Raw genomic sequence first — 25,127 nt, 5'->3', positions numbered from 1 at the left:
TGCAGCACCGGGTATGCGTTACTTATTTATATCCATTGTTTCAAAAATCACGTAGATCTTGCGGCATGTTTCCAGCACCTCCCAAGTGCCCTTGAAACCCGCCGGAATCACGAAGCGGTCACCGGCGCGCAAGGTCTTGGCCTGGCCGTTTTCATCGCGCAGCACCGAGACACCGTGGACGATCTCGCAGTATTCGTGCTCGGTGTAGCTGACCTGCCACTGGCCGGGCTCGCCTTCCCACACCCCGGCATTGAATTGCTCGCACGGGCTGTTGTAGTGGTTGTAGACGGTCTGCTGCGGGTCGCCCTTGAGGATTTTTTCCGGGGCGGGACGATAACGTTCGGCAGGCGTGCCGGCTTCGCTGAAATCGACGATGGTTTGAATGGTCATGCAGATCCCCTTGGCAAGCGTGTGGTGCGCGGTGGTTGTAATTGAGTCAGGCGAAAGGCCGATGATGCCTCTGATCGGCCGTTCAATAAATTAAACAAAGGCTGCTTTTGTAACCATTTCTGTCAAATATATTGGATTTTTTGCCGGTCGCTGGTTTAGGGTGGCGAACGCTCATGGCTGTTTTAGACTCCTGCAGCCAGACCATCATCGAACACTAAGAGGACATGCGTATGACCACCTTGACGCTTGCTGACTGGGAACAACGCGCCCGCGACCTGAAGATCGAAGGCCGCGCCTTCATCCAGGGCCAGTACACCGATGCCGCCTCCGGTGCCACCTTCGACTGCATCAGCCCGGTCGACGGCCGGCTGCTGGCCAAGGTGGCCAGTTGCGACAGCGCCGACGCCCAACAGGCGGTCGAAAGTGCCCGCAAGGTGTTCGACGCCGGCAGTTGGTCGCGACTGGCGCCGACCAAGCGCAAGTCGACCATGATCCGCTTTGCCGGCCTGATCCGCCAGCATGTCGAAGAGCTCGCCCTGCTGGAAACCCTCGACATGGGCAAGCCGATCGGCGACTCGTCCGGCATCGACATTCCAGGCGCTGCCCAGGCCCTGAGCTGGTGCGGCGAGGCCATTGACAAGCTGTATGACGAAGTCGCCGCCACCCCACACAACCAGTTGGGCCTGGTGACCCGCGAGCCGGTCGGTGTCGTCGCCGCCATCGTGCCGTGGAACTTCCCGCTGCTGATGGCGTGCTGGAAACTGGGCCCTGCGCTGTCGACCGGTAACTCGGTGATCCTCAAGCCTTCGGAGAAGTCGCCGCTGACCGCCCTTCGCATCGCGCAACTGGCCATCGAGGCCGGCATTCCGGCCGGCGTGCTCAACGTGCTGCCGGGTCATGGCCACACCGTGGGCAAGGCGCTGGCCCTGCACAATGACGTCGACACCGTGGTGTTCACCGGCTCGACCAGGATCGCCAAGCAACTGATGGTCTACGCCGGCGAGTCGAACATGAAGCGCGTCTGGCTGGAAGCCGGCGGCAAGAGCCCCAACATCGTGTTCGCCGATGCCCCGGACCTGCAGGCCGCCGCCGAAGCCGCCGCCAGCGCCATCGCCTTCAACCAGGGCGAGGTGTGCACCGCAGGCTCGCGCCTGCTGGTCGAGCGCTCGATCAAGGACCAGTTCCTGCCGCTGGTGATCGAGGCCCTCAAGGCCTGGAAGCCGGGCAATCCGCTGGACCCTGCGACCACGGTCGGCGCACTGGTCGACACCCAGCAGATGAACACCGTGCTGGGCTACATCGAGGCCGGGCACGCCGATGGCGCCAAACTGGTCGCCGGTGGCAAGCGTATCCTGGAAGAGAGTGGCGGCACGTATGTCGAGCCGACCATCTTCGACGGCGTCAACAACGCCATGAAGATCGCCCAGGAAGAAATCTTCGGCCCGGTGCTCTCGGTCATCACCTTCGACAGCGCCGAAGAAGCCATCCGCATCGCCAACGACACCCAGTACGGGCTGGCGGCTGCGGTCTGGACCTCGGACCTGTCCAAGGCGCACCTGACCGCCAAGGCCCTGCGCGCCGGCAGCGTGTGGGTCAACCAGTACGACGGCGGCGACATGACCGCGCCGTTCGGTGGCTTCAAGCAGTCGGGCAACGGCCGCGACAAGTCGCTGCACGCCTTCGACAAGTACACCGAGCTGAAAGCGACCTGGATCAAGTTGTAATCCCCCTGTCGCCCGGCCTGTGCATCGTGCACGGGCCGGGCGATTTTTTTGGGCATCCTTTTTATCTGTTGGAGCGGTCAATGCCGTGGGGTACCTATTTTGCCGTACTGGCCTCGGTCCTGAGCGTCGGTCTGGCGATTGGCGTGAGCATGCCGCTGGTGTCGCTGCGCCTTGAAGGCTGGGGCTATGGCAGCTTTGCCATCGGTGTCATGGCGGCCATGCCGGCCATTGGTGTACTGCTGGGCGCCGGGCTGGCCAGCCGGCTGGCGGCGCGCTTCGGCACGGCACACCTGATGCGCCTGTGCCTGTGGAGCGGCGCGCTGTCGGTCGGGCTGCTGGCACTGCTGCCGTATTACCCGGTGTGGCTGGTGCTGCGCCTGATGCTCGGGCTGATCCTGACCATCGTCTTTGTACTGGGCGAAAGCTGGATCAACCAGTTGGTGATCGAGCGTTTGCGCGGACGCCTGGTGGCCCTGTATGGCAGCACCTATGCCCTGAGCCAGCTCAGCGGCCCGTTGTTTCTGGGCTGGATCGGCACCGAAGCCGACTACGGCTTCTGGATCGGCGTGGGGCTGTTGATCGTTTCACCGTTTCTGCTCCTGGGCCGCAGCGGCGCACCCAGCACCGAAGCTTGCCATGTGAGCTTCAATGACCTGTTCGCCTTCTGCCGCAACATTCCGGCAATCGCCTGGGCCGTGTCGCTGTTCGCAGCCTTCGAAGCGATGATTCTGACCCTGTTGCCGGTGTACTGCCTGCGCCAGGGGTTCACGGCCGACATCGCGCTACTGATGGTCAGTACGGTGGTGGTGGGCGATGCGCTGTTGCAGTTGCCCATCGGCCTGCTGGCCGACCGCATGTCGCGGCGCACCCTGTTTACTGGCTGTGCAGTGATGCTGTTGATCTCCAGCCTGCTGGTGCCGGTGTTCATGCACACGGTATTGATCTGGCCGGTGTGGGTGCTGTTCGGCGCCAGCGCCGGCGGGCTGTTCACCCTGTCGCTGATCCTGATCGGCGAGCGTTTCCGCGATGATGCGCTGGTGCGTGCCAACGCCCATGTCGCGCAGCTATGGGGCATCGGTTGTCTGCTCGGCCCCTTGGTGGCCGGCGCGGGCAGCCAGTGGGTCAGCGGCCACACCCTGCCGTGGCTGATGGCCGCCGGCGCTTTTGGCCTGGTGGTGCTGTTGCTGCGCCAGGGGGCGTTTGGCGACAAGCCGGCGCCGGTTTGAGCCCGCAGGACCGGTCGGACGGCGATCCGCTTTAGCCTGTGAACCGGCTTTAGCCTGTAGGACCGGCTTTAGCCGGGAAGCCCTTCGCGGCTAAAGCCTACCGCGGCTACAGCATGCGCTCCAGGCCGATGGCCTGGCTCATCCAGGCATTGAAACGCCGCCACCAGTCGCCCGGCTCCTTGCGCAAGGTGTGCAGGTGGCCATTGTCTTCGGTGACCCAGACAAGCTGGCCGTTTTCCAGACGCACCTGGTAACTGCGCTCCGGCGACATGCCTTCCAGGGTCAGGCCCCGCAGTTGCTCGGCCAGCGGCGGACTGTCGACCAGAATGCCGATCTCGGTGTTCCACAGCACCGAGCGCGGGTCGAAATTGAACGAGCCGACAAACATTTTCTGTCGGTCGAAAATCATCGCCTTGCTGTGCAGGCTGGAGTCCGAGCCGCTGCTGACCAGCGACGGGCTGGCGAACAACGATGACTGGCGACGCCCCATGGCCGACGGGTCACCGGGCTGGCGGCGCATTTCGAACAGTTTCACGCCATGCTCCAGCAGGCCCTGGCGATAGGGCGCATAGCCGCCATGCACGGCCGGCACATCGGTGGCCTCCAACGAGTTGGTCAGCAGGCTGACCGCCACGCCGGCATCGGCGCGCCCGGTCAGGTAGGCCTGGCCTTGCTCGCCCGGCACAAAATAGGCCGAGACCAGCATCAGTTCCTGTTTGACACTGGCCAGTTCCGGGCCGAGCTGGGTGGTCAACAGCAAGTGCGGGTCCGGTTCGCCCTGCGACAACACTTTGGTCGGTGCATCCCACAGCACCTGGCTGTGCGCCCAGGTCAATTGCTGCAGCCAGGTCTGCAGGCGCGGTTCGGTCTGGTAGGTCATCAGCCGCTCGTACAGCTGCCTGTGCTGCTTGTGCGACTGCTCCAGTGACCTGGCCAGCTTGCGGCGCGCCTTGCTCAAATCGTGGTGGCTGGGCAAGAAATACATGAAGCCGTCGATGGGCTTGCTCAGCCGGCTGTTCCAGTACTGATCGAAACTGTGTCCGAGCTGCTCGGCCACCGGGCCCGCGCCGAGCAGGTCGACATCGGTGAAGTTGAGATTGGGCTCGGCGTCGAAATACTCATCGCCCAGGTTGCGCCCACCGACGATGCCGACACTGTTGTCGGCCAGCCACAGCTTGTTGTGCATGCGCCGGTGTTGGCGCGACAGGTTCAGCAAGCGCCCGACACTGCGCGTCACACCGGTTTCGCGACCCAGCTCCTGTGGGTTGAACAGGCGGATCTGGATCTGTGGATGCGCCGCCAGAGTGGCAATGGTCTGGTCCTGGCCATCGGTGGTGGTGTCATCCAGCAGAATGCGCACGCGCACGCCACGGTCGGCGGCCTTGAGCAGTTCTTCCACCAGGGTGCGGGTGCTCAGACCGTCATGCACGATGTAGTACTGCAGGTCCAGGCTGGTGCGGGCCATGCGGATCAGCTCGGCGCGGGCGCTGAACGCCTCGCCGCTGTTGGCCAGCAGACGAAAGCCCGAACGCCCCTCATGGGCCTGCGCCAACGCCTGGATCGAACGGCCGAAGCTCGACTGCGCCGCCGGCAGGGCCTGGCTGGGCTCGTCGTGCACACTGCGCTGTGCACAGCCGGCCAGGCCCAGCGTGGCCCACAGGTAGAACGGCACCAGCCATCGTCTGTTCAAGGGGTGTCCCTGCATGCTTGATTTGGCGATATGACAGTCACAGGGGTGTAAAAGTTACGCGACAGCTACCGACACGGCACGTAGGAGCGCGCTTGCCCGCGACCGAGTGCGTAGCGCTCGCAAAATTTGCCAGACGCCACAAATACTGAACTGTGGACGCATTCAAAATCTATGAAACGCTGAAAATTTACGACTGCTAACGCAGCCGGTCGCGGGCAAGCGCGCTCCTACAGGGGCTGGGCCAGCAGGTGCTTGATGGTCTCGCCCACGGTGCGCACGGCCGCTTCGATCTCGGGGGTCGGGCGGCCCGAGTAGTTCATGCGCAGGCAGTTACGGTATTTGCCGGAGGCGGAAAAGATGCTGCCCACCGCCACCTGCACCTTGTGCTCGAGCAGGGCGCGGTTCAGGCGCAGGGTGTCGAAATTCTCGTCCAGCTCGACCCACAGCATGAAGCCGCCTTGCGGCCGGCTGGCGCGGGTGCCTTCGGGAAAGTAGCGCATCACCCAGTCGATCATCTGGTCACGGCCGCGCTGGTACTGGCTGCGCATGCGCCGCAGGTGCGGCTCGTAATGCCCGCCCTGCAAGAACTCGGCGGCAGCCAGCTGCGGCTGCGGCGCGGTGGAGCCGGTGCTGATGTACTTCATGTGCAGCACCTGTTCCAGATAGCGTCCCGGTGCCACCCAGCCGACGCGCAAGCCCGGTGCCAGGGACTTGGAAAACGAACTGCACAGCAATACGCGGCCATCCTCGTCGAACGACTTGATGGTGCGCGGGCGCGGGTAACTGTAGGCCAGGTCGCCATACACATCATCTTCAATGATCGCCACGTCGAAACGCTGTGCCAGGCGCAGCAGGGCGCGTTTGCGCTCCTCGGGCATGATGTAGCCCAGCGGGTTGTTGCAGCTCGGCGTCAGCTGGATGACCTTGATCGGCCATTGTTCCAGCGCCAGCTCCAAGGCTTCCAGGCTGATGCCGGTCAGCGGGTCGGTGGGAATTTCCAGGGCTTTCATGCCCAGCCCCTTGAGGGTCTGCATGGCACCGAAAAAGCTTGGCGAGTCGACCGCAACTACATCGCCAGGCGAGCACAGCGCCCGAATGCTCGCCGACATCGCTTCATGGCAGCCGGTGGTGATGATCACATCGCCAGCACTGAGGTTGCAGCCGGAGTCCAGCAGCAAGCGAGCAATCTGTTCACGCAGCGCATCCACGCCATGGATGTCGCCGTAATACAGGCCGGGCATGTCCTGATGGCGACTGAGCTGGCTCAGCGAGCGCAGCAGCGGCCTGAGCGTCGGGCTGCTGACATCCGGCATGCCACGCCCCAGCTGGGTGAAGTCTTTGGCCGGCGAGAAGCGGATCAGGTCCAGCACCTGCTCCCACTGGGAAATCTCCACGGGCCGCTGCACCGGGCGCCCGACCCCTGGCAATGCCGGCGCCTTGCGACTGGCCGGCACGAAATAGCCCGACTTGGGCCGTGGAGTCGCCAGGCCATTGTCTTCCAGCACTCGATACGCCTGCTGCACGGTGCTCAGGCTCACGCCGTGCTCCAGGCTCAGGGCACGCACCGATGGCAACCGGTCACCCGGCCGGTAGAAGCCGTTCTCGATACGCGAACCCAACAGTTCGGCCAGATTGACGTACAGGGTCACAGCATACTCCCGGCGGCTTGCGCGCACGTTGCAATACAGATGTCGCGAAAATATAGCATTCAGCCTTTTGAACACGCTATCTGTACGAAAAATATAAAACCTTTTTGAATCTGTATTGCGCTTGCCGTTTTCTTCATCATCGTTCCAACACCACGCCATACGCAGGAGACGATCATGAACGGGGTTATTGATGTGCAATCGGTGCTGCAAGGCAGTGAACGGGATACACACCAACCGGTTGCCCGCCAGAAACGTACACAGCCGGCGCCAACTGTATGCCTGCCCGCCACGGGCCGCTGGGCACTGTATCGTCATCGCTGGGTATCACGCCGCGCCTTGCTCAACCTGACCGATGACGAACTGCGCGACATCGGCCTGGACTACAGCCAGGCACGGGCCGAGGCTACCAAGCCGTTCTGGCGTGAGTGATACATCGCTGCTGGCTGGTAGGAGCGCGTTTACCCGCGACCGGCTGCGTCAGCAGTCGTAAATTTGTGGCGTTTCATCAATTTTTGTGGCCGCTTCGCGCCCAGTCGCCGGCAAGCGGGCTCCTACAACCGGTCGATGCAAAGAGCTAGGCCAGTTCCTTGAGGCGGTGCCAGAGCATGCCCAGCGCCAGCAGCGGTGAGCGCAGGTGCTTGCCGCCGGGGAAGGTCATGTGCGGCACCTTGGCGAACAGCTCGAAACCGGCGCTGTGCTGGCCGGCGATGGCTTCGCCCAGCAGCTTGCCGGCCAGGTGCGTGGCGTTGAGGCCGTGCCCCGAATAGGCCTGGGCGTAGAACACATTGGGGTGCTGCTTGAGCCGGCCGATCTGCGGCAGGCGGTTGGCGCCGATGCCGATCATGCCGCCCCACTGGTAATCGATGCGCACCCCGGCCAGCTGCGGGAACACCTTGAGCATCTTGGGCTGCATGTAGGCCGCAATGTCCTGCGGGTCGCGGCCCGAGTAATGGCAGGCGCCGCCGAACAGCAGGCGGCGGTCGGCGGACAACCGGTAGTAATCCAGGGCCACGCGCTGGTCACACACCGCCATGTCACGCGGCAGCAACTGGCTGGCCTGCTCGGCGCTCAGCGGCTCGGTGGCGATGACGTAGCTGCCGGCCGGCAGTACCTTGCCGCCCAGCTCCGGATTCAGGTCGTTCAGGTAGGCATTGCAGCCCAGCACCAGGAAGCCGGCCTGCACGCTGCCCTGGGCGGTGTGCACCTTGACCTGCGGGCCGTATTCGATGCGCGTGACTGCCGATTGCTCGAACACCTGCACACCCAGCGTGCGGGCCACGGCCGCTTCGCCCAGGGCCAGGTTGAGCGGGTGCAGGTGCCCGGAGCCCATGTCGATCAGGCCACCCACATAACGGTCCGAACCCACCACTTCGTGCATCTGCCCTGGCTGCAGCAAGCGCAGTTCATGACCATAACCCAGGCTGCGCAGCTCTTCGAGGTCTTCGGCAAAGCCCTGCAGGTCGGCGGGCTTGTTGGCCAGGTCGCAATAGCCCCACTTCAGGTCGCAGGCAATGCCGTGGCGCTCGATACGCTGGCGCACGATGTCCACCGCCTCGAAGCCCATCAGCTTGAGCTGGCGCACCCCATCCTCGCCGATTACCGGAGCAAACTGCTCCACACCATGGCCGACGCCGCGAATCAGTTGCCCGCCATTGCGCCCACTGGCGCCCCAGCCGATGCGCCGCGCTTCCAGCAGCGCCACGCTCAGGCCGCGCTCGGCCAGTTCGATGGCGGTGTTCAGCCCGGAAAAGCCACCGCCCACCACGCACACATCGACCTTCAGCTCGCCTTGCAGCTGCGGATGATCAGGCTGCGGATGGCGGGTGGCGGCGTAATAGGAAGCGGCATGGGCGGTCATGGGGTGTCCTTGGTCATTCGCAAACAGCAGGCGAGGATAAGCCGCTGTCGCAGGCCTGCCAACTGCGGCACAATCGCCGCGTTGTCCAAGATGGAAAGGTCGATGAGTTGCAACCGAGAAAAAGTCCGCACCCTGCGGCGCCAGATTCCTTCGTTCGAATGTGTACCGGGTTGTCATGACTGTTGTGGGCCGGTGACCACGTCAACCGAAGAAATGTCACGCCTGCCGCGCAAGAGCGTGGCCGAGCAAGAGGCTGCGCTCGAGGCGCTCAACTGCGTGCACCTGGGCCCCCAGGGCTGCACGGTGTATGAAGAGCGCCCGCTGATCTGCCGGTTGTTCGGCACCACCGCGACCCTGCCATGCCCCAACGGCCGGCGTCCCGAGCAGCTGATCCATCCTCGGGTCGAAAAGCAGATTCACGACTACATGGCAAGCACCCGACAGGTGCTCGTATAGGACCGGCTCTCGTGCAGGATCGGCTTCAGCCGGGAAGAGGCCTCAAGGGCAGCCGCTCAATCCGCAATCGGCAGGCTCAGGCTTTCCTTGACCTCTTCCATCACGATGTAGCTCTTCGACTCGCGCACGTGCGGCAGCTTGAGCAGGATGTCGCCCAGCAACTTGCGGTATGAAGCCATCTCCGAGATGCGCGCCTTGACCAGGTAATCGAAGTCGCCCGACACCAGGTGGCATTCCAGCACATGCGGCAGCTTGAGAATGGCGCGGCGGAATTCGTCGAAGGTGTCGCCGGACTTGTAGTCCAGGCTGATCTCGACGAACACCAGCAGGCTGGCCTTGAGGTTCTGCGGGTTGAGCCGGGCGTTGTAGCCCATGATGATGCCTTCGCGCTCCAGGCGCCGGACCCGCTCGGTGCAGGGCGTGGTCGACAAACCGACGCGCTCGCCCAGCTCGGTGAACGAGATGCGCCCGTCAGTCTGCAGGATGCGCAGGATATTGCGATCGATCTTGTCCAGTTCACGCCGGGACTGATGCTGGGTACGCATGGGTAATCTCCCTCTGTCTAAGCGCTGTTTACCGAGAAAACGCCTCGAATATAGCTTTTTATATAGTGAAAAGCACTGCTTAAACCTTTTTATACTGCGCTCATTCCTTACTCATTCTGCAAACGTCAGCGGATCTCCGCGATGAGGTGCTCAAGATGCGCGTTCTGGTTCTCGGCAGTGGTGTCATCGGTACGACGACGGCCTACTATCTGGCGCGTGAAGGCTTTCAGGTCACGGTGGTCGACCGTCAGCCAGCCGTGGCCATGGAAACCAGTTTCGCCAACGCCGGCCAGGTCTCGCCCGGCTATGCCTCGCCGTGGGCCGCGCCTGGCGTGCCGCTCAAGGCCATGAAATGGCTGCTGCAGCGCCATGCCCCGCTGGCGATCAAGGCCACCACCAGCCTGGACCAGTACCTGTGGATGGCGCAGATGCTGCGCAATTGCACTGCCAGCCGCTATGCGGTGAACAAGGAACGCATGGTGCGCCTGTCCGAGTACAGCCGCGACTGCCTCGACGAACTGCGCGCCGAAACCGGCATTGCCTACGAAGCGCGGCAACTGGGCACCACCCAGTTGTTCCGCACCCAGGAACAACTGGACAACGCCGCCAAGGACATCTCGGTGCTGGAGCAATCCGGCGTGCCTTATGAGTTGCTCGACCGCGCCGGCATCGCCCGCGTCGAACCTGCCCTGGCCGGCGTCACCGGTATCCTCAGCGGCGCGCTGCGCTTGCCCAACGACCAGACCGGCGACTGCCAACTGTTCACCACGCGCCTGGCGCAGATGGCCGTCGACCTGGGGGTCGAGTTTCGCCATGGGCAAAACATCGAGCGCCTCGACTTCGCCGGTGACCGCATCGACGGTGTCTGGATCGACGGCAAGCTGGAAACCGCCGACCGCTACGTGCTGGCGCTGGGCAGCTATTCGCCGCAACTGCTCAAGCCGCTGGGCATCAAGGCCCCGGTCTACCCGCTCAAGGGCTACTCGCTGACCGTGCCGATTACCCGTGGCGACATGGCACCGACCTCGACCATCCTCGACGAGACCTACAAGGTTGCCATCACCCGCTTCGACAACCGTATCCGGGTCGGGGGTATGGCCGAGATTGCCGGTTTTGACCTGTCGCTCAACCCGCGTCGACGCGAAACGCTGGAGATGATCGTCAACGATCTCTATCCTCATGGCGGCGACCTGAGCCAGGCCGGTTTCTGGACCGGCCTGCGCCCGACCACCCCGGACGGTACGCCGATCGTGGGCGCCACGGCGTACAACAACCTGTTTCTGAACACCGGCCACGGCACGCTGGGCTGGACGATGGCGTGTGGCTCGGGCCGCCTGCTGGCTGACCTGATCGCGCGCAAGACCCCGCAGATCAGCGCCGCCGGCCTGGATATATCCCGTTACGGCAACAGCCGTGAGGCCGCCGGCCACAACAATCCGGCGCCCGCTCACTCGTAGGACCGGCAGAAGGACGGCCGCGCGGCGATCCGTCGGACGGCGATCCGCTTCAGCCGGGAAAAGGGTCACCACGTAGCGGATCACTGTCCGGCCTCTACAAACCCACAACCCGTACCCATGAAAAAGAATGACTGACCATGCGCCCAGCCCGTGCCCTGATTGACCTTCAAGCCTTGCGCCACAACTACCGCCTGGCCCGCGAACACGCCGGTGCCAGGGCGCTGGCCGTGGTCAAGGCCGATGCCTACGGTCACGGTGCGGTGCGGGTAGCACAGGCGTTGCAACCCGAGGCCGACGGTTTTGCCGTGGCCTGCATCGAAGAGGCGCTGGAGCTGCGGGCCGCCGGCATCAAGGGTCCGATCCTGTTGCTGGAAGGCTTTTTCGAAGCCCGGGAACTGGACCTGATCGTCGAGCATGATCTGTGGGTAGTGGTCCATTCATTCTGGCAACTGGAGGCTATCGAACGCACCGCCGTCGGCAAGCCACTGACGGTCTGGCTCAAGCTCGACAGTGGCATGCACCGGGTCGGGCTGTTTCCCGCCGACTACGCCGCGGCTTACCAACGCCTCAAGGCCAGCGGCAAGGTCGCCGACATCGTACTGATGACCCACTTCGCCCGCGCCGACGAGCTGGACTGCCCGCGCAGCGAGGAGCAACTGGCGGTGTTCAATGCCGCCCGCGAAGGGCTGGTGGCCCAGACCAGCCTGAACAATTCGCCCGCCCTGCTGGGCTGGCCGCAGATCACCAGCGACTGGGTACGCCCGGGGATCATGCTCTACGGCGCCACGCCGTTTGAACAGGCGCATCCACTGGCAGACCGCCTGCAAGCGGTGATGACCCTGGAGTCCAAGGTCATCAGCGTGCGCGAGCTGCCGGCCGGCGAACCGGTGGGCTATGGCGCGACTTTCATCACCGAGCGGCCCAGCCGCATCGGGGTCGTCGCCATGGGCTACGCCGACGGCTACCCGCGCCATGCCCCTACCGGCACGCCGGTCAGCGTCGACGGCCAGCCGGGCCGCCTGGTCGGGCGGGTGTCGATGGACATGCTTTGTATCGATTTGACCGACCTGCCCCAGGCCGGGCTCGGCAGCCGGGTCGAATTCTGGGGACAACAGGTTGCCGCCAGCGAAATTGCCGCCCAGGCCGGCACCATCCCTTACCAGTTGTTCTGCAACCTCAAGCGCGTGCCACGCCTGTATCGCGACAGCTGACGTTGACGGCCCGCCGCATGGTCGGGCCTCTGTCGGTGCAGCTGTTGTAAATATCGAACACTGTTGCCATCATGCCCCGGTCTCGACTTTAACCCCAGGCCTTGTACATGCATGCCTGCGCGTTGATCGTGCGGCGATTGAAGACGATCCGAAGAGATCGTGCCGCCGGCAGGCATCCGGCCCAACCTGCCCGATGCCCGGCAGTGACAGGCCTGCCTGTGCCTTGTCCTGCCTTACAACGCGCGTGCGTACAAGGTCGCCGAACCTGGAGGACTGCCGCATTGGACGTCGGTGAGCGACTGCAATACATCCGTAAGTTCAAGGGGCTGTCCCAGCGCGAACTGGCCAAGCGGGCCGGCGTGACCAACAGCACCATCTCCATGATCGAGAAAAACAGCGTCAGCCCGTCGATCAGCTCGCTGCGCAAGGTGCTGGGTGGCATTCCCATGTCCATGGTCGAGTTCTTTTCCGAAGAGCTGGAGCCGGTCAACACCACCCAGGTGGTGTACAAGGCCAACGAGCTGCTGGACATCTCCGACGGCGCGATGACCATGAAGCTGGTGGGCAAGTCGCACCCGGGCCGGGCCATTGCCTTCCTGACCGAGACCTACCCGCCAGGCGCCGACACCGGCGAAGAAATGCTGGTTCATGAAGGCGAGGAAACCGGCATCCTGATCGAAGGCCGGCTCGAACTGATCGTCGGTCCCGACACTTACCTGCTCGAAGCCGGCGACAGCTATTATTTCGAAAGCACCCGCCCGCATCGCTTTCGCAACCCGTTCGATGCGCCGGCCCGGTTGATCAGCGCCGCCACCCCGGCCAATTTCTGATGGAATGCGCCAGCCCCCCGACCACCGGGGGCTGGCCGGTGTATCGATCCATGGCAAGGTAACAGGCGCAGCCTTCATGAGGGCGAACCTGTGAATCCGATGACCCTGTGCGTGGCGGTGCTGGCACTGCTGCCCCCCATGAGCCTGATGGCCGCCTCCAGCGAAGAAATCGCCCGAAGGCTCGAACCGGTCGGCAAGGTGTGCATCCAGGGGCAGGCGTGTCCGGGTGTCATGGTGACCATTGCGGCTGGAGGCGGAGCCGCCCGCAGTGCCGATGACATCATCAATAAGCACTGTAATGCCTGCCACGGTCCCGGCCTGCTGAATGCGCCCAAGAGCGGCGACAAGGCCGCCTGGAAAACCCGCGCCGACAAGGAAGGCGGCCTCGACGGCCTGCTGGCCAAGGCCATTACCGGGATAGAGGCCATGCCAGCCAAGGGCACCTGCGCCGACTGCAGCGACGCCGAGCTGAAAGCCGCCATCCAGAAAATGTCCGGCCTGTAGCGACCAGCGGTCGCGAATGCCGAGTGCCAGACGCTGGAAAGGCGGCACCTGGACCAATTCTTTCGCGACCGTTGGTCGCTCCTACGGAATGTATGCCAAACCGATCTGTTGGAGCGACCAGCGGTCGCGAATGTCGAGTGCCATGCCCACGTACCGGCTTGTGCAGCAATTGTTGTGCGATAACGGTCCAAGCTGCATCTCAAGCCTGTTTCAGGAACGCCCGGATGCCGCAGACCTGCTCCATCGAACACGCCGTCGACCAGGTGCTGGCGCAGTTGCCCGCGCATATCCATCTGGGCATGCCGCTGGGGCTGGGCAAGCCCAACCGCTTCGTCAACGCGCTGTATGCCCGTATTCGCGAGCTGCCCGAGCGCCGGCTGACGATCTACACCGCGCTGAGCCTGGGTCGTCCAACGCCGGGCGAGGGCTTGCAGGCGCGGTTTCTGGAACCGTTCCTGGAGCGGGTGTTCGGCGACTATCAGGAGCTGGATTACCTGGGCGACCTGCGCCGCAACCGCTTGCCGGCCAATATCCGTGTCGAGCAGTTCTTCATGCAGCCCGGCAGCCTGCTCGACAGCGCCCCGGCCCAGCAGGACTACGTCAGCAGCAACTACAGCCATGCCGCCCGCGACATCAATGCCAAGGGCCTGAACCTGGTCGCGCAACTGGTGGCCAGCGACCCGCAATATCCTGGCCGGCTGAGCCTGAGCTGCAACCCGGACGTCACCCTCGACCTGCTGCCAATGATTGCCAAACGCCGTACGGCCGGCGAGACCATTCTGGTATTGGGGCAGGTGCATGCCGGACTGCCGTATATGCCCGGCGACGCCGAACTCGATGCCGTGGCCTTCGACCTGCTGATCGATGAGCCCGAGCACACCACCCTGTTTTCGACCCCCAACATGCCAGTGGGCTTGCAGGATCATCTGATCGGGCTGCACGCCAGCACCCTGGTGCGCGATGGCGGCACCCTGCAGATCGGCATCGGCTCGATGGGCGACGCTCTGACCGCTGCCCTGCTGGCGCGCCAGGCCGACAACGCCACCTACCTTGGCCTGCTCGGTGAGTTGAACATGAGCAACTGGCAGACATTGATCGACCGCGAAGGCGGCACCGAGCCCTTCGGCAGCGGCCTGTACGGTTGCAGCGAAATGTTCGTCAATGGCCTGCTGGCGCTGGCCGACGCCGGTATCGTACGGCGCAAGGTGTACGCCGACGCCGGGTTGCAGTTGCTGGCCAACCAGGGTGCGCTGGACGAAAGCCAGCAGGGCGGCGGCGTGGTGGTGCACGGCGGCTTTTTCCTGGGACCGCGCAGCTTCTATGAACGCCTGCGTGAGCTGCCGGCCGAACGTTTGGCGCAGTTCAACATGACCGCCATCAGCTTCATCAACGAGCTGTACGGCGACGAAGCACTCAAGCGCTTGCAGCGTCGCGATGCGCGCTTTATCAACAGTGCGTTCACCGTCACCCTGCTGGGTGCGGCGGTCTCCGATCAGTTGGCCGATGGACGGGTGGTCAGCGGCGTGGGCGGTCAGTACAACTTCGTGGCCCAGGCCCATGCGCTGGAGGATGCCCGGTCGATTCTGATCCTGCGCAGCTGGCGCGAGTCCGGTGGCGAGGTCAGCTCCAACATCGTCTGGTCCTACGCGCACACCACCATCCCGCGGCATTTGCGCGACATCGTGGTCACCGAGTACGGCATCGCCGACCTGCGCGGCCAGACCGACGCCACGGTGATCGAGCGCCTGCTCAATATCAGCGACTCACGCTTCCAGCCCGGCCTGATCGAGCAGGCGCAAAAGGCCGGCAAGCTGTCACGCGACTTCCAGCTCGACCCGCGCTTTACCGACAATACGCCCGAACGCCTGAAGGCGCTGGCGGCACGTTATCCGCAACTGTTTGCCGAATACCCGCTGGGCTCGGATTTCAGCAGTGAAGAGCGTGACCTGCTGCGTGCACTGAACTGGCTCAAGAGCAAGCTCAAACTCACCGAAATGCTGGAACTGGGCAAGGCCACCTTCGATGCGCCGGACCCCGCGGCCTATCCGGCGCACCTTGCGCGGATGGGCCTGGACAGACCCGATGGCCTGCGTGAAGAACTGTACCAACGCCTGCTGCTGGCCGGACTGCAGGCGACAGCGCCCACAACAGGTCGCGCCGAATGACGGGTTAGCCCAATCCTGACCAGCTCTGCTCGCGACTGGCCGTAACAGACGCTGAAAGTACGTCAGGTTCACGACCGCTATCGCCGGCAAGCCGCCTCCCACAGTCTGGTGCCAGACACGAAATTCAGGGTCACATCAAACCTGTGGGAGGCGGCTTGCTGCGGGCGGCGATCCGGCGATGAGGCCAGCAAGGCCCATGCACCTGCTGCGCCTGTCCCATCGCCATCGCCGGCAAGCCACCTCCCACAGTCCGGTGCCAGACACGACATTCAGGGTCACATCCAACGGGTGGGAGGCGGCTTGCTGCGGGCGGCGATCCGACGATGAGGCCAGGCCAGCCGGCAGACAGGCAGCGCTTGTAAACCCGTCATTGCCAGACAGTTGCTGCCTCCCACAGTGTGAGGCGCTCAACACCGCCAGTCCTGCGGCCTAGCGCTTGAGCATCGCCCGGATATCGGCCAGGGCGTTGTTGCCGCGGGCGGCCTTGACCTCGACCGGGGCGTCGTCGTTGCCTTCCCAGGCCAGGTCGCCGGGCGGCAGTTCATCGAGAAAGCGGCTGGGTGCGCAGTCGATGATCTCGCCGTACTGCTTGCGCTTGGCGGCAAAGGTGAAGGCCAGGGTCTGGCGCGCACGGGTGATGCCAACGTAGGCCAGGCGTCGCTCTTCCTCGATGGTGTCGGCCTCGATGCTGGAGCGGTGCGGGAGGATTTCCTCTTCCATGCCCATGATGAACACGTACGGAAACTCCAGGCCCTTGGAGGCATGCAGGGTCATCATCTGCACGCCTTCGGCACCCTCTTCCTCTTCCTGCTGGCGTTCGAGCATGTCGCGCAGGACCAGCTTGCCGATCGCCTCCTCGATGGTCATGCCGCCTTCTTCATCTTTTTCGAGGGTGTTCTTCAAGGCCTCGATCAGAAACCACACGTTGCTCATGCGGTAGTCGGCAGCCTTGTCGCTGGAGCTGTTGGTGCGGATCCAGTTCTCGTAGTCGATGTCCATGACCATGCTGCGCAAGGCGGCGATCGGGTCGCTCTGCGCACATTGCTGGCGCACGCCGTCCATCCAGCGCTTGAAACGCTGCAAGCGGTCGGTGTAGCGGCTGTCGAGGTGCTCGCCCAGGCCGAGTTCCTCGCTGGCGGCGTACATCGACACCTTGCGCTCGGAGGCGTAGTTGCCGAGCTTTTCCAGGGTCGTGGAGCCGATCTCGCGGCGCGGCACGTTGATCACCCGCAAGAAGGCGTTGTCGTCGTCCGGGTTGACCAGCAGGCGGAAGTAGGACATCAGGTCCTTCACTTCCTGGCGGCTGAAGAAGCTGGTGCCGCCCGAGAGCCGATACGGAATCTGGTGGTGCTGCAGCTTGAGCTCGATCAGCTTGGCCTGGTAGTTGCCACGGTACAGGATGGCAAAGTCGCTGTAGGGCCGGTCGGTGCGCAGGTGCAGGGTGAGGATTTCCATCGCCACCCGCTCGGCCTCGGCTTCTTCGTTGCGGCAGCGGATCACGCGGATTTCATCACCGTGGCCCATTTCCGACCACAGCTGCTTTTCGAAATCATGCGGGTTATTGGCGATCAGCACGTTGGCGCAGCGCAGGATGCGGCTGGTGGAGCGGTAGTTCTGCTCCAGCATCACGATCTTCAGCGACGGGTAGTCATCCTTGAGCAGCATCAGGTTTTCCGGCCGCGCCCCGCGCCAGGCGTAGATCGACTGATCGTCGTCGCCCACCACCGTGAACTGGTTGCGGCTGCCGATCAGCAGCTTGACCAGCAGGTACTGGCTGGCGTTGGTGTCCTGGTATTCGTCCACGAGCAGGTAGCGCACGCGGTTCTGCCACTTTTCCAGGATGTCGGCGTGTTCCAGGAACAGCTTGACCGGCAGCAGGATCAGGTCGTCGAAGTCCAGCGCGTTGTAGGCCTTGAGCGTGCGCTGGTAGTGCATGTAGACGATGGCGGCGGTCTGCTCCTTGGGGCCGCGGGCATTGGCCAGCGCCTCTTCGGGGAGGATCAGGTCATTCTTCCAGGAGCCGATGATACCTTTGATCTCGTCGACGCCATCGTCGCCGGCGTACTCCTTCTGCATGATGTCGGTCAGCAGGGACTTGATGTCGCCTTCGTCGAAGATCGAGAACCCCGGCTTGTAGCCCAGGCGCACATGTTCCTTGCGGATGATGTTCAGGCCCAGGTTGTGGAAGGTCGAGACGGTCAGGCCGCGACCTTCGGCGCCACGCAACAGGGTGCCGACACGCTCCTTCATCTCCCGGGCGGCCTTGTTGGTGAAGGTCATGGCCACGATGTGCTGGGCGCGGATGCCGCAGTTCTGGATCAGGTGCGCGATCTTGCGGGTGATCACACTGGTCTTGCCGGAGCCGGCGCCGGCGAGCACCAGCAGCGGGCCGCCGACGTAGTTCACGGCTTCCTGCTGCCGGGGATTGAGTCGGGACATGGGAGATTAGGCGTCGTGTACGAAAGGGCAGGCATTTTAACAGGGTCATGGCGCTGTGCAGTGACCTTCGTCCCTTTCTCAGTAACCGCTATCTAAATTTCTTGATTTTGTTACATTTGCACACCGTACTCATTTACATTTTTTTCGATACCTCGTTTTGAGGTTTCCGCCCCCTTGCATTTTTCCTCTGGATTTAGGGAGTCAGCTTGCCAACGCGTGTCGAACCCTCGCGGTTATTGCTGCTGGCCTGTGAGCCTGAATGGCTGGAGCAACTGCAAAGCTGCCTGGCCACCCTCTCTGCGTCAATCACGCTGGATTGGATCCAGGACTGGAACGCCGACGGCAGGCGCTACGCTGGCGAGCGCGACACGGTACTGCTGGTAAGCCCCGAGCTGCAGCCACCGGCCGGCAGCTGCAGCCTGCCGATCGTGATGCTGCTGGAGGCCGAACCCGAGGCGGGCCTTGCCGGTGTCAGCGACTGGCTGGTACGTGGCAGCCTCACCGGCGACACCCTGCGCCGCTGCCTGCGCCATGTGCGCGAACGCGGGCATCTGGAGCGCACCCTGCAAGGCCTGGCCGAGCAAGACCCGTTGACGGGCATCGCCAACCGCCAGGGGTTCCAGACCCTGCTGGCGGCGCGCCTGGCCGAGCACGACGGTACGGGCCTGGCGCTGGGGCATCTGGACCTGGACAACTTTCGCCGGGCCAACGATGCGCTGGGCCACCAGGGCGGCGACCGGCTGATCCTGCAAGTAGTGGCGCGGCTCAAGCGCCAGCTGGATGTCAACGACCAGATCGCCCGCCTGGGCAGCGATGAATTTGCGCTGTTGATCGACACCCGCGACGCACCGCAGCGGGCCGCCCTGGTGGCCGAACGCATCATCGAGGCGCTGTCCGAAGCCTACTGGATCGACGGCGAGAGCCTGCTGCTCGGCTGCAGCCTGGGCGTGGCCCATGCCCGCGCACGGGCCGGGGCCGACCCGCTGATGTGGCACGCGCACATTGCCATGCGCCAGGCCAAGAGCATCCAGGGCTGCACCTGGCACCTGTTCGACGAGCGCATCAACCGCAATGCCCGCAGCCTGGCCGACCTTGAAGGTGAACTGCGCCGGGCCTTGCGCCGTGATGAACTGGAACTGCACTACCAGCCACGCCTGTGCATGAACAGCGGCACCATTGTCGGGCTTGAAGCCCTGGTGCGCTGGCGTCATCAGGAGCGCGGCCTGTTACCGCCCAGCGAGTTCGTACCGCTGGCCGAACAGAGCGGTCTGATCGTGCCCCTGGGCTACTGGGTCATCTTCCGGGCACTGCGTGACATGCGCGCCTTGCGCGAACAGGGTATCGCGCCGTTGCACATGGCGATCAACCTGTCGTTCCGCCAGTTCCAGGACAATCAGTTGCTCACCACCCTGAGCCGCCTGATCAACGAGCAGGGCGTGGATGCCCACTGGCTGGAATTCGAGCTGACCGAAACCGCGGTGATGCGCCGCAGCGACCTGGTGAGCAAGACCATGGATGCCTTGCGTGCCTTGGGCGTGCGCTTCTCGCTGGACGACTTCGGCACCGGTTTCTCATCGTTCGTGCACCTCAACAGCCTGCCGATTGCCCTGCTGAAAATCGACAAGAGTTTCGTCGGTGAAATGGAACAGCGCCCGGAGAACCGCCAACTGGTCCACGCGATGATCAACCTGGCCCATAACCTGGGCCTGGAAGTGGTGGCCGAAGGCATCGAGACCGAAGGCCAGTTGGCCTTGCTGCAAGAGTACGGCTGCGACCAGGCCCAGGGTTACCTGATTCGCCGCCCGCTGCCGATGGCCGAGCTGGTCGAGTACCTGACCCAGGGCGGCGTGCCCGTGCAGTCGTCGAACCAGGACGGCTGATCAGGCCTGCAGGGTTACCGGCCGGGCGGCCTTGCGCAGCAGGCGCGCCATGCGCCGCTCGAACGCCCAGGTCAGGGTCACTGCCGCGCACAACAGCCCCAGCGCCAGCCCCCACCAGACACCTTGCGCGGCAGCGGGCGTCTGGAAGGCCAGCAACCAGGCGGCGGGTGCCGCCACCAGCCAGTAGCAGGCCAGGCCGATCAGAAAGGTGATCTTGGCATCCTTGAGTCCGCGAATCGCACCCATGGCGATGGTCTGCACGCCGTCGAACAGTTCGAACCAGGCGGCGATGGCCAGCAGCTTGACCGCCAGCACCACGATGTCGTTGAGCGCCGGGTCGTCGATGTCCAGGAACAGGTTGATGATCTGCCGTGGCGCCAGCCAGAACAACAGGGCAAACAGCAGCATCAGCGCGCCCCCGAAGCCAATGCCCAGCCGTCCGGCCAAACGCGCCATGTGCAGGTTGCCGGCCCCGTAGTGCTGGCCGATGCGCATGGTCACCGCATAGGAAATGCCCACCGGAATCATGAAGGCCATCGACACCGTCTGCAGCGAGATCTGGTGCGCGGCCATTTGCGCGGTGCCCAGCGCGCCCATGCAGAACGCGGCAAAGGTGAACAGCCCGACCTCCACAGCGTAGGTGCCACCAATGGGCAGGCCCAGGCGCCACAGCTCACCCAGATGACTGCGCGACAGTTGCCCCAGCCCCTCGCGGATCGGGTAGGCCGCATACGCCGGATGACGACGAATGTGCAGGGCCAGGGCCAGGGCCATGCAGTTGGTGACCACCGCAGTGACCAGACCGATGCCGTACAGGCCCAGCGCAGGCAGGCCCAGCCAGCCTTCGATCAAGGCGTAGTTGAGGATGAAGTTGGCCAGCGCCCCCACCAGGCTGATGACCATCACCGGGCCCGCCCGCCCCAGGGCGCTGGTAAAGCCCCGCAGCGCCATGAAGGTCAGCAGGCCCGGCAGGGCCAGCGGCAGGGTGGTGAGAAACTGCATGGCCATGTGCACATTGCGCGGGTCCTGGCCCAGGTGCAGCAGCAAAGGCTCCAGGCTCCAGAGCAATGTGGCAGCCAGGATGGCCATGCCCCAGGCCAGCCATAACCCGGCCTGGGTCAGACGGGTGGCGCCTTCGATATCGCCCGCGCCCTGACGAATCGACACCAGCGTACCGACCGCCGCCATCACCCCGATGCAGAAGAACGACACAAAGCCATAAGTGGCGGCGCCCAGCCCGCCGCCGGCCAGTGACTCGGGGCCCAGCCGGCCCATCATCACCGTATCGGTGAAGACCATCAGCATGTGCGCCAGTTGCGAGGCGATCAGCGGCCCTGCCAGGCGCAGGATGATCCAGAGTTCCTTGAGGGCGGCGGGCTGCATGTTCGTGGGGCTCGATGAAAGAAAGAAATGGAACTGCCTATTCTGGCGATTCACAAGGCTGGATACAAAGCTATAAATAAGACAGTGGGCGTAGTGGCAGTTTCCAGGTAATGAGCCATTAATATCCTTGCAAGACGCTCAAGTATGAGCCGCCTGTGCCGACCCATGGGGTGCGCCGCGCTGCGCTTCGAACCTTCACTATTAATGTTGCTGGCTGGCGAGTCCCTTTTGCGGGGCTTCGAACCACCCAGCCTGGAGCCGTCATGTCCAAGCCCCGTGCCCGGATTGCTTCCCAGCTTGGTATTGCCCTGGCCGTCATTCTGGCGGTCGTCATTGGCAGCAGTACCCTCTTTGCCTTGCGCTCGCTCGATGCGGCCAACCTGGTCATCCGCGAAGAACACATGGCCAGCGAGGCACGCCTGCTGGCCGATCAGCTCAATACTTTCCATACCACGCTGCGCGACAGCACCCAGCGCCTGGCCAACCTGTTCGAACAGCGCTTTGCCACGGGCCTGAGCGTCCAGTCCGGCACCACCTATACGGTGGCCGGCACCGTGACGCCGGGCCTGTTCCTGGAAGGCCAGGCGCTGAACAACGAGTTCAGCGAGGTGGATGAATTTCGCAAGCTCACCGCCGGGGTCGCTACGGTCTTCGTGCGCAGTGGCGACGATTTCATTCGGATCAGCACATCGCTGACCAAGCAGGACGGAACGCGGGCCATCGGCACCGTGCTGGACCGCAAGGGCCAAGCCTATGCAAAGCTGATGGCGGGCCAGCCCTACGTCGGCAAGGCGCTGTTGTTCGAGCGCAACTACATGACCCAGTACAGCCCGGTGCGCAATGCCAGTGGCCAGATCATCGCCGCTCTGTTCGTGGGGTTCGACTACACCGATGCGCAGAATGCCCAGTTCGAAAACCTGAAGAGCTTCCGCATCGGCAAGACCGGTTCGCTGGCACTGCTTGATGAGCAGAACAAATGGCTGGTGGCACCGGCCGGGGTCAAGAATGCCGACCAGGCCGCCACGGCGGTGACCGCCGCCGTCGCACAGTCGGGCAAGGGGCAGTTCTGGCAGGATGGCGACGAGACCTTCTACAGCGTAAGCATGCCGTTCGAAGGCGGCCCATGGAACGTCGTGGCGAGCATGCCGCAGCAGGAAATCGGTTCAGTGACCTGGAGCGTCGGTACACAACTGGCGATCGGCAGCCTGCTGGCCATGCTGATCGCGGTCGGCGGGTCGATCTGGCTGTTGCGCACCAAGCTGCGGCCCCTGTCGGAACTGGTGCAACAGGCCGAGGCCTTGGGCGCCGGCAACCTCAGCGTGCGCCTGCCGGTCACCAGTCACGACGAAATCGGCCAACTGGCCGGCAGCTTCAACGCCATGAGCGAAGCCTTGTCGACCATGGTCGAGCATATCCGCACCGCCTCGCGCCAGGTCAGCGACCGCGCCCATGCCTTGTCGGGGTTGTCCAGCGGCGCGCATGCCGGCATGGAGCAGCAGTCCGGCGAAATCACCAGCATGGCCGGTGCGGTAGAAGAGTTCAGCGCCACCTCGATGAACATCGCCGACAACATGCAGGACACCGAGCGTCTGGCCCAGGAAAACGCGCGCCAGACCCGCATTGGCCGCACCTCGATGGACGAAGCGTCCGGCTCGCTGCAGCAGATCGCCGCGTCGCTGAGCAGCACCGCCACGGTGGTCGACACGCTGGGGCAGCGCTCGCAGGAAATCGGCAGCATCGTCGGCGTCATCACCTCGATTGCCGACCAGACCAACCTGCTGGCCCTCAACGCCGCCATCGAAGCGGCCCGCGCCGGCGAGCAGGGCCGCGGCTTTGCCGTGGTCGCCGATGAAGTGCGCAGCCTGGCTTCGCGCACCCGCCAGGCCACCGATGAAATCTCGACGATGATTGCCAGCATCCAGCAGGAAACCGGCAATGCCATCAACACCATGCAGCAGGGCAACACCCTGATGCAGGAAGGCCTGTCGCTCAACAGCAAGGTGGCCCAGGCCCTGGCCCAGATCGACGAACAAAGCCGTGAGGCCGGCCAGCAGTTCACCGTCATCACCACCGCCGCCCAGGAACAGAGCAGCACCGCCACGACCCTGAGCGGCAACCTGCAAAGCATCGCCATGACCAATAGCGAGCAGCGCGAAGTGGTGGCCAACCTCGCCGTCACCGCCCGCGAGTTGAATGCCCTGGCGGCCGAGTTGCTGGCCGAGGTGGACCGGTTCAGGTAAGCCGCTGCCGCGCGCCTGCGGATGTGGTAGGAGCGCGCTTGCCCGCGACCGAGTGCGTAGCGCTCGCAAAATCTGCGAAACGCCACAAATTTATGATTGTGAACGTATTCAAAATCTATGAAACGCTGCAAATTTACGACTGCTACGCAGCCGGTCGCGGGCAGAGCGCGCTCCTACGAGGGTTGCGCCGTGCCCGTGCTACGTCGCCGGCCGATACTGCAATGCCTCCGCCACATGGCCGCGCTCGATCCGGTCCTTGTCTTCCAGGTCCGCCAGGGTGCGCGCCACTTTCAATAACCGGTGGGCGGCGCGCAGCGACAGGGTCAGGCGCTCGCAAGCGGTTTCCAGCCATTGTTCGTCGGCGGTCGATAACGGGCAGTGGGCGCGCAGGCCCGGCAGGTCGAGCACGGCATTGGCACACCCCTGGCGCCGTTGCTGGCGCTCCCGGGCCTGGGCGACCTTGGCGGCGGCACTGGCGGTGGTTTCCCCCACCGAAGCCGGCACCATGAGCGAGGTGGCCTCACGCGCCACGGTCAGGTGCAGGTCAATGCGGTCCAGCAGCGGACCGGACAGTTTGTTGCGGTAGCGCTGGATCTGGTCGGTGGAACAGCGGCAACGCCCGCTGGGCTCACCCAGATAGCCGCACGGGCACGGGTTCATGGCCGCTACCAGCTGGAAGCGCGCCGGAAAACGTACCCGGTCGCGGGCCCGGGCGATGACGATATGCCCTGACTCCATCGGCTCGCGCAGCACCTCCAGCACACGCCGGTCAAATTCCGGCAACTCATCCAGAAACAAAACACCATGATGGGCCAGGGTAATCTCGCCTGGTTGCGGACGGCTGCCACCGCCCACCAGCGCCGGCCCCGACGCCGAATGGTGCGGCTGGCGAAACGGCCGTTGCGGCCAGTGGTTCAACGGCACCTGGCTGGCCACCGACTGGATGGCCGCCACTTCCAGCGCCTCGTACTCGTCCAGCGGCGGCAACAGCCCGGGCAGACGACTGGCGAGCAAGGTCTTGCCCGTGCCCGGCGGGCCGCTGAACAACAGGTTATGACCACCGGCCGCCGCCACGATCAACGCGCGCTTGGCCGCGCTCTGGCCTTGCACCTCGCTGAGGTCGGGATAAGGCTGGGCCTGGGGCAGCAAGCCGTTGGCGCGGTACGCCGTCATCGGTGTCTGGCCGTTGAAATGCGCCACCAGCTCGCGCAGATGATGGGCCGCGATCACCGTCAGGCCGGCGGCCAGGCAGGCTTCTTCGGCATTGGCGGCCGGCACGATCAGCGTGCGCTGCGCCTTGCGCGCCTCCAGCGCCGCCGGCAACACCCCCTGCACCGGCCGCAGCGCCCCGGACAACGCCAGTTCGCCCAGGCATTCGATGTCTTGCAGCGCGGCCAGCGGAATCTGTCCGTTGGCCCCCAGCAGGCCCAGCGCAATGGCCAGGTCGAAGCGCCCGCCGTCCTTGGGCAGGTCGGCCGGG

19 protein-coding genes and 1 pseudogene are annotated in these 25,127 nt (G+C 64.2%); 12 read left to right on the top strand and 8 right to left on the bottom strand.

What is annotated here, in order from left to right; translation table 11 throughout:
- Positions 1 to 18: 18 nt before the first annotated feature.
- The gene (locus tag ASF84_RS22765) at positions 19 to 390 is read right to left on the bottom strand and encodes a cupin domain-containing protein (RefSeq protein ID WP_056841137.1); all 372 of its coding nucleotides are present in this window, start codon (positions 388 to 390) and stop codon (positions 19 to 21) included.
- A gap of 230 nt (positions 391 to 620) precedes the next feature.
- Here ASF84_RS22765 and ASF84_RS22760 point away from each other — a divergent pair, with 230 nt between their 5' ends.
- The gene (locus tag ASF84_RS22760) at positions 621 to 2,114 is read left to right on the top strand and encodes an aldehyde dehydrogenase (RefSeq protein WP_056841136.1); all 1,494 of its coding nucleotides are present in this window, start codon (positions 621 to 623) and stop codon (positions 2,112 to 2,114) included.
- Between the two features lie 80 nt (positions 2,115 to 2,194).
- Positions 2,195 to 3,340 (top strand): MFS transporter, encoded by a 1,146-nt coding sequence (locus ASF84_RS22755; RefSeq protein ID WP_056841135.1) that lies wholly within the window; start codon positions 2,195 to 2,197, stop codon positions 3,338 to 3,340.
- Between the two features lie 106 nt (positions 3,341 to 3,446).
- Here ASF84_RS22755 and ASF84_RS22750 read toward each other — a convergent pair whose 3' ends face one another.
- On the bottom strand, positions 3,447 to 5,030 hold the full coding sequence (locus ASF84_RS22750; protein WP_056841134.1) for a phospholipase D family protein: 1,584 nt from the start codon (positions 5,028 to 5,030) through the stop codon (positions 3,447 to 3,449).
- Positions 5,031 to 5,257: 227 nt separating this feature from the next.
- The gene (locus ASF84_RS22745; protein WP_056841133.1) at positions 5,258 to 6,679 is read right to left on the bottom strand and encodes an aminotransferase-like domain-containing protein; all 1,422 of its coding nucleotides are present in this window, start codon (positions 6,677 to 6,679) and stop codon (positions 5,258 to 5,260) included.
- A 174-nt stretch (positions 6,680 to 6,853) separates the two neighbouring features.
- Between ASF84_RS22745 and ASF84_RS22740 the strand changes: the two genes are divergently transcribed.
- Positions 6,854 to 7,108 carry a DUF1127 domain-containing protein gene (locus ASF84_RS22740; RefSeq protein ID WP_056841132.1) on the top strand — a complete coding sequence of 85 codons (255 nt, stop codon included), beginning with the start codon at positions 6,854 to 6,856 and terminating at the stop codon, positions 7,106 to 7,108.
- A gap of 145 nt (positions 7,109 to 7,253) precedes the next feature.
- On the opposite strand, the gene ASF84_RS22735 is transcribed toward ASF84_RS22740, so the two are convergent.
- Positions 7,254 to 8,537, bottom strand: coding sequence for an NAD(P)/FAD-dependent oxidoreductase (locus ASF84_RS22735; RefSeq protein ID WP_056841131.1), 1,284 nt, complete (start codon positions 8,535 to 8,537; stop codon positions 7,254 to 7,256).
- 102 nt (positions 8,538 to 8,639) lie between these two features.
- Here ASF84_RS22735 and ASF84_RS22730 point away from each other — a divergent pair, with 102 nt between their 5' ends.
- Positions 8,640 to 8,993 (top strand): YkgJ family cysteine cluster protein, encoded by a 354-nt coding sequence (locus ASF84_RS22730; RefSeq protein WP_056841130.1) that lies wholly within the window; start codon positions 8,640 to 8,642, stop codon positions 8,991 to 8,993.
- A 56-nt stretch (positions 8,994 to 9,049) separates the two neighbouring features.
- Here the strand turns inward: ASF84_RS22730 and ASF84_RS22725 are convergent, their stop codons facing one another.
- Positions 9,050 to 9,538, bottom strand: coding sequence for an Lrp/AsnC ligand binding domain-containing protein (locus ASF84_RS22725; protein WP_056841129.1), 489 nt, complete (start codon positions 9,536 to 9,538; stop codon positions 9,050 to 9,052).
- A gap of 155 nt (positions 9,539 to 9,693) precedes the next feature.
- Between ASF84_RS22725 and dadA the strand changes: the two genes are divergently transcribed.
- From dadA to ASF84_RS22700, 5 genes are all read left to right on the top strand, one after another.
- The gene (gene dadA / locus ASF84_RS22720; protein ID WP_056841128.1) at positions 9,694 to 10,995 is read left to right on the top strand and encodes a D-amino acid dehydrogenase; all 1,302 of its coding nucleotides are present in this window, start codon (positions 9,694 to 9,696) and stop codon (positions 10,993 to 10,995) included.
- 137 nt (positions 10,996 to 11,132) lie between these two features.
- Positions 11,133 to 12,206 carry an alanine racemase gene (gene alr / locus ASF84_RS22715; RefSeq protein WP_056841127.1) on the top strand — a complete coding sequence of 358 codons (1,074 nt, stop codon included), beginning with the start codon at positions 11,133 to 11,135 and terminating at the stop codon, positions 12,204 to 12,206.
- A gap of 281 nt (positions 12,207 to 12,487) precedes the next feature.
- The gene (locus ASF84_RS22710) at positions 12,488 to 13,036 is read left to right on the top strand and encodes a cupin domain-containing protein (RefSeq protein WP_056841126.1); all 549 of its coding nucleotides are present in this window, start codon (positions 12,488 to 12,490) and stop codon (positions 13,034 to 13,036) included.
- A 99-nt stretch (positions 13,037 to 13,135) separates the two neighbouring features.
- Complete coding sequence (locus ASF84_RS22705) at positions 13,136 to 13,540, top strand: c-type cytochrome (RefSeq protein ID WP_056841125.1); 405 nt, start codon at positions 13,136 to 13,138, stop codon at positions 13,538 to 13,540.
- A 224-nt stretch (positions 13,541 to 13,764) separates the two neighbouring features.
- Positions 13,765 to 15,705: an acetyl-CoA hydrolase/transferase C-terminal domain-containing protein gene (locus ASF84_RS22700; protein WP_056841124.1), complete on the top strand. Its 1,941-nt coding sequence runs from the start codon at positions 13,765 to 13,767 to the stop codon at positions 15,703 to 15,705.
- 429 nt (positions 15,706 to 16,134) lie between these two features.
- Here ASF84_RS22700 and rep read toward each other — a convergent pair whose 3' ends face one another.
- Positions 16,135 to 18,144 carry a DNA helicase Rep gene (gene rep / locus ASF84_RS22695; protein WP_056841123.1) on the bottom strand — a complete coding sequence of 670 codons (2,010 nt, stop codon included), beginning with the start codon at positions 18,142 to 18,144 and terminating at the stop codon, positions 16,135 to 16,137.
- 206 nt (positions 18,145 to 18,350) lie between these two features.
- Between rep and ASF84_RS22690 the strand changes: the two genes are divergently transcribed.
- Positions 18,351 to 20,024, top strand: coding sequence for a putative bifunctional diguanylate cyclase/phosphodiesterase (locus ASF84_RS22690; protein ID WP_056841122.1), 1,674 nt, complete (start codon positions 18,351 to 18,353; stop codon positions 20,022 to 20,024).
- On the opposite strand, the gene ASF84_RS22685 is transcribed toward ASF84_RS22690, so the two are convergent.
- Positions 20,025 to 21,407, bottom strand: coding sequence for a NorM family multidrug efflux MATE transporter (locus tag ASF84_RS22685; RefSeq protein ID WP_056841121.1), 1,383 nt, complete (start codon positions 21,405 to 21,407; stop codon positions 20,025 to 20,027).
- Between the two features lie 263 nt (positions 21,408 to 21,670).
- On the opposite strand from ASF84_RS22685, the pseudogene ASF84_RS30330 reads away from it, so the two are divergent.
- Positions 21,671 to 22,792 (top strand): annotated as a pseudogene (locus ASF84_RS30330) (Cache 3/Cache 2 fusion domain-containing protein); the annotation flags it as partial.
- A complete protein-coding gene (locus ASF84_RS30325; protein ID WP_442963086.1) occupies positions 22,787 to 23,647 on the top strand; it encodes a methyl-accepting chemotaxis protein in 861 nt (286 codons plus the stop codon). The pseudogene ASF84_RS30330 and the gene ASF84_RS30325, both read left to right, overlap by 6 nt.
- Positions 23,648 to 23,845: 198 nt before the next feature.
- Here the strand turns inward: ASF84_RS30325 and ASF84_RS22675 are convergent.
- Positions 23,846 to 25,127, bottom strand: a 1,282-nt coding sequence (locus tag ASF84_RS22675; protein ID WP_056841119.1) for a YifB family Mg chelatase-like AAA ATPase, incomplete at its 5' end; no start/stop codon positions are given.

The sequence above is a fragment of the Pseudomonas sp. Leaf127 genome (assembly GCF_001423155.1).
GTDB lineage: Bacteria > Pseudomonadota > Gammaproteobacteria > Pseudomonadales > Pseudomonadaceae > Aquipseudomonas > Aquipseudomonas ovata.
The sequence above is the reverse complement of the archived record's forward strand: the minus strand, read 5'-3'. Positions and strand labels throughout refer to the sequence as shown.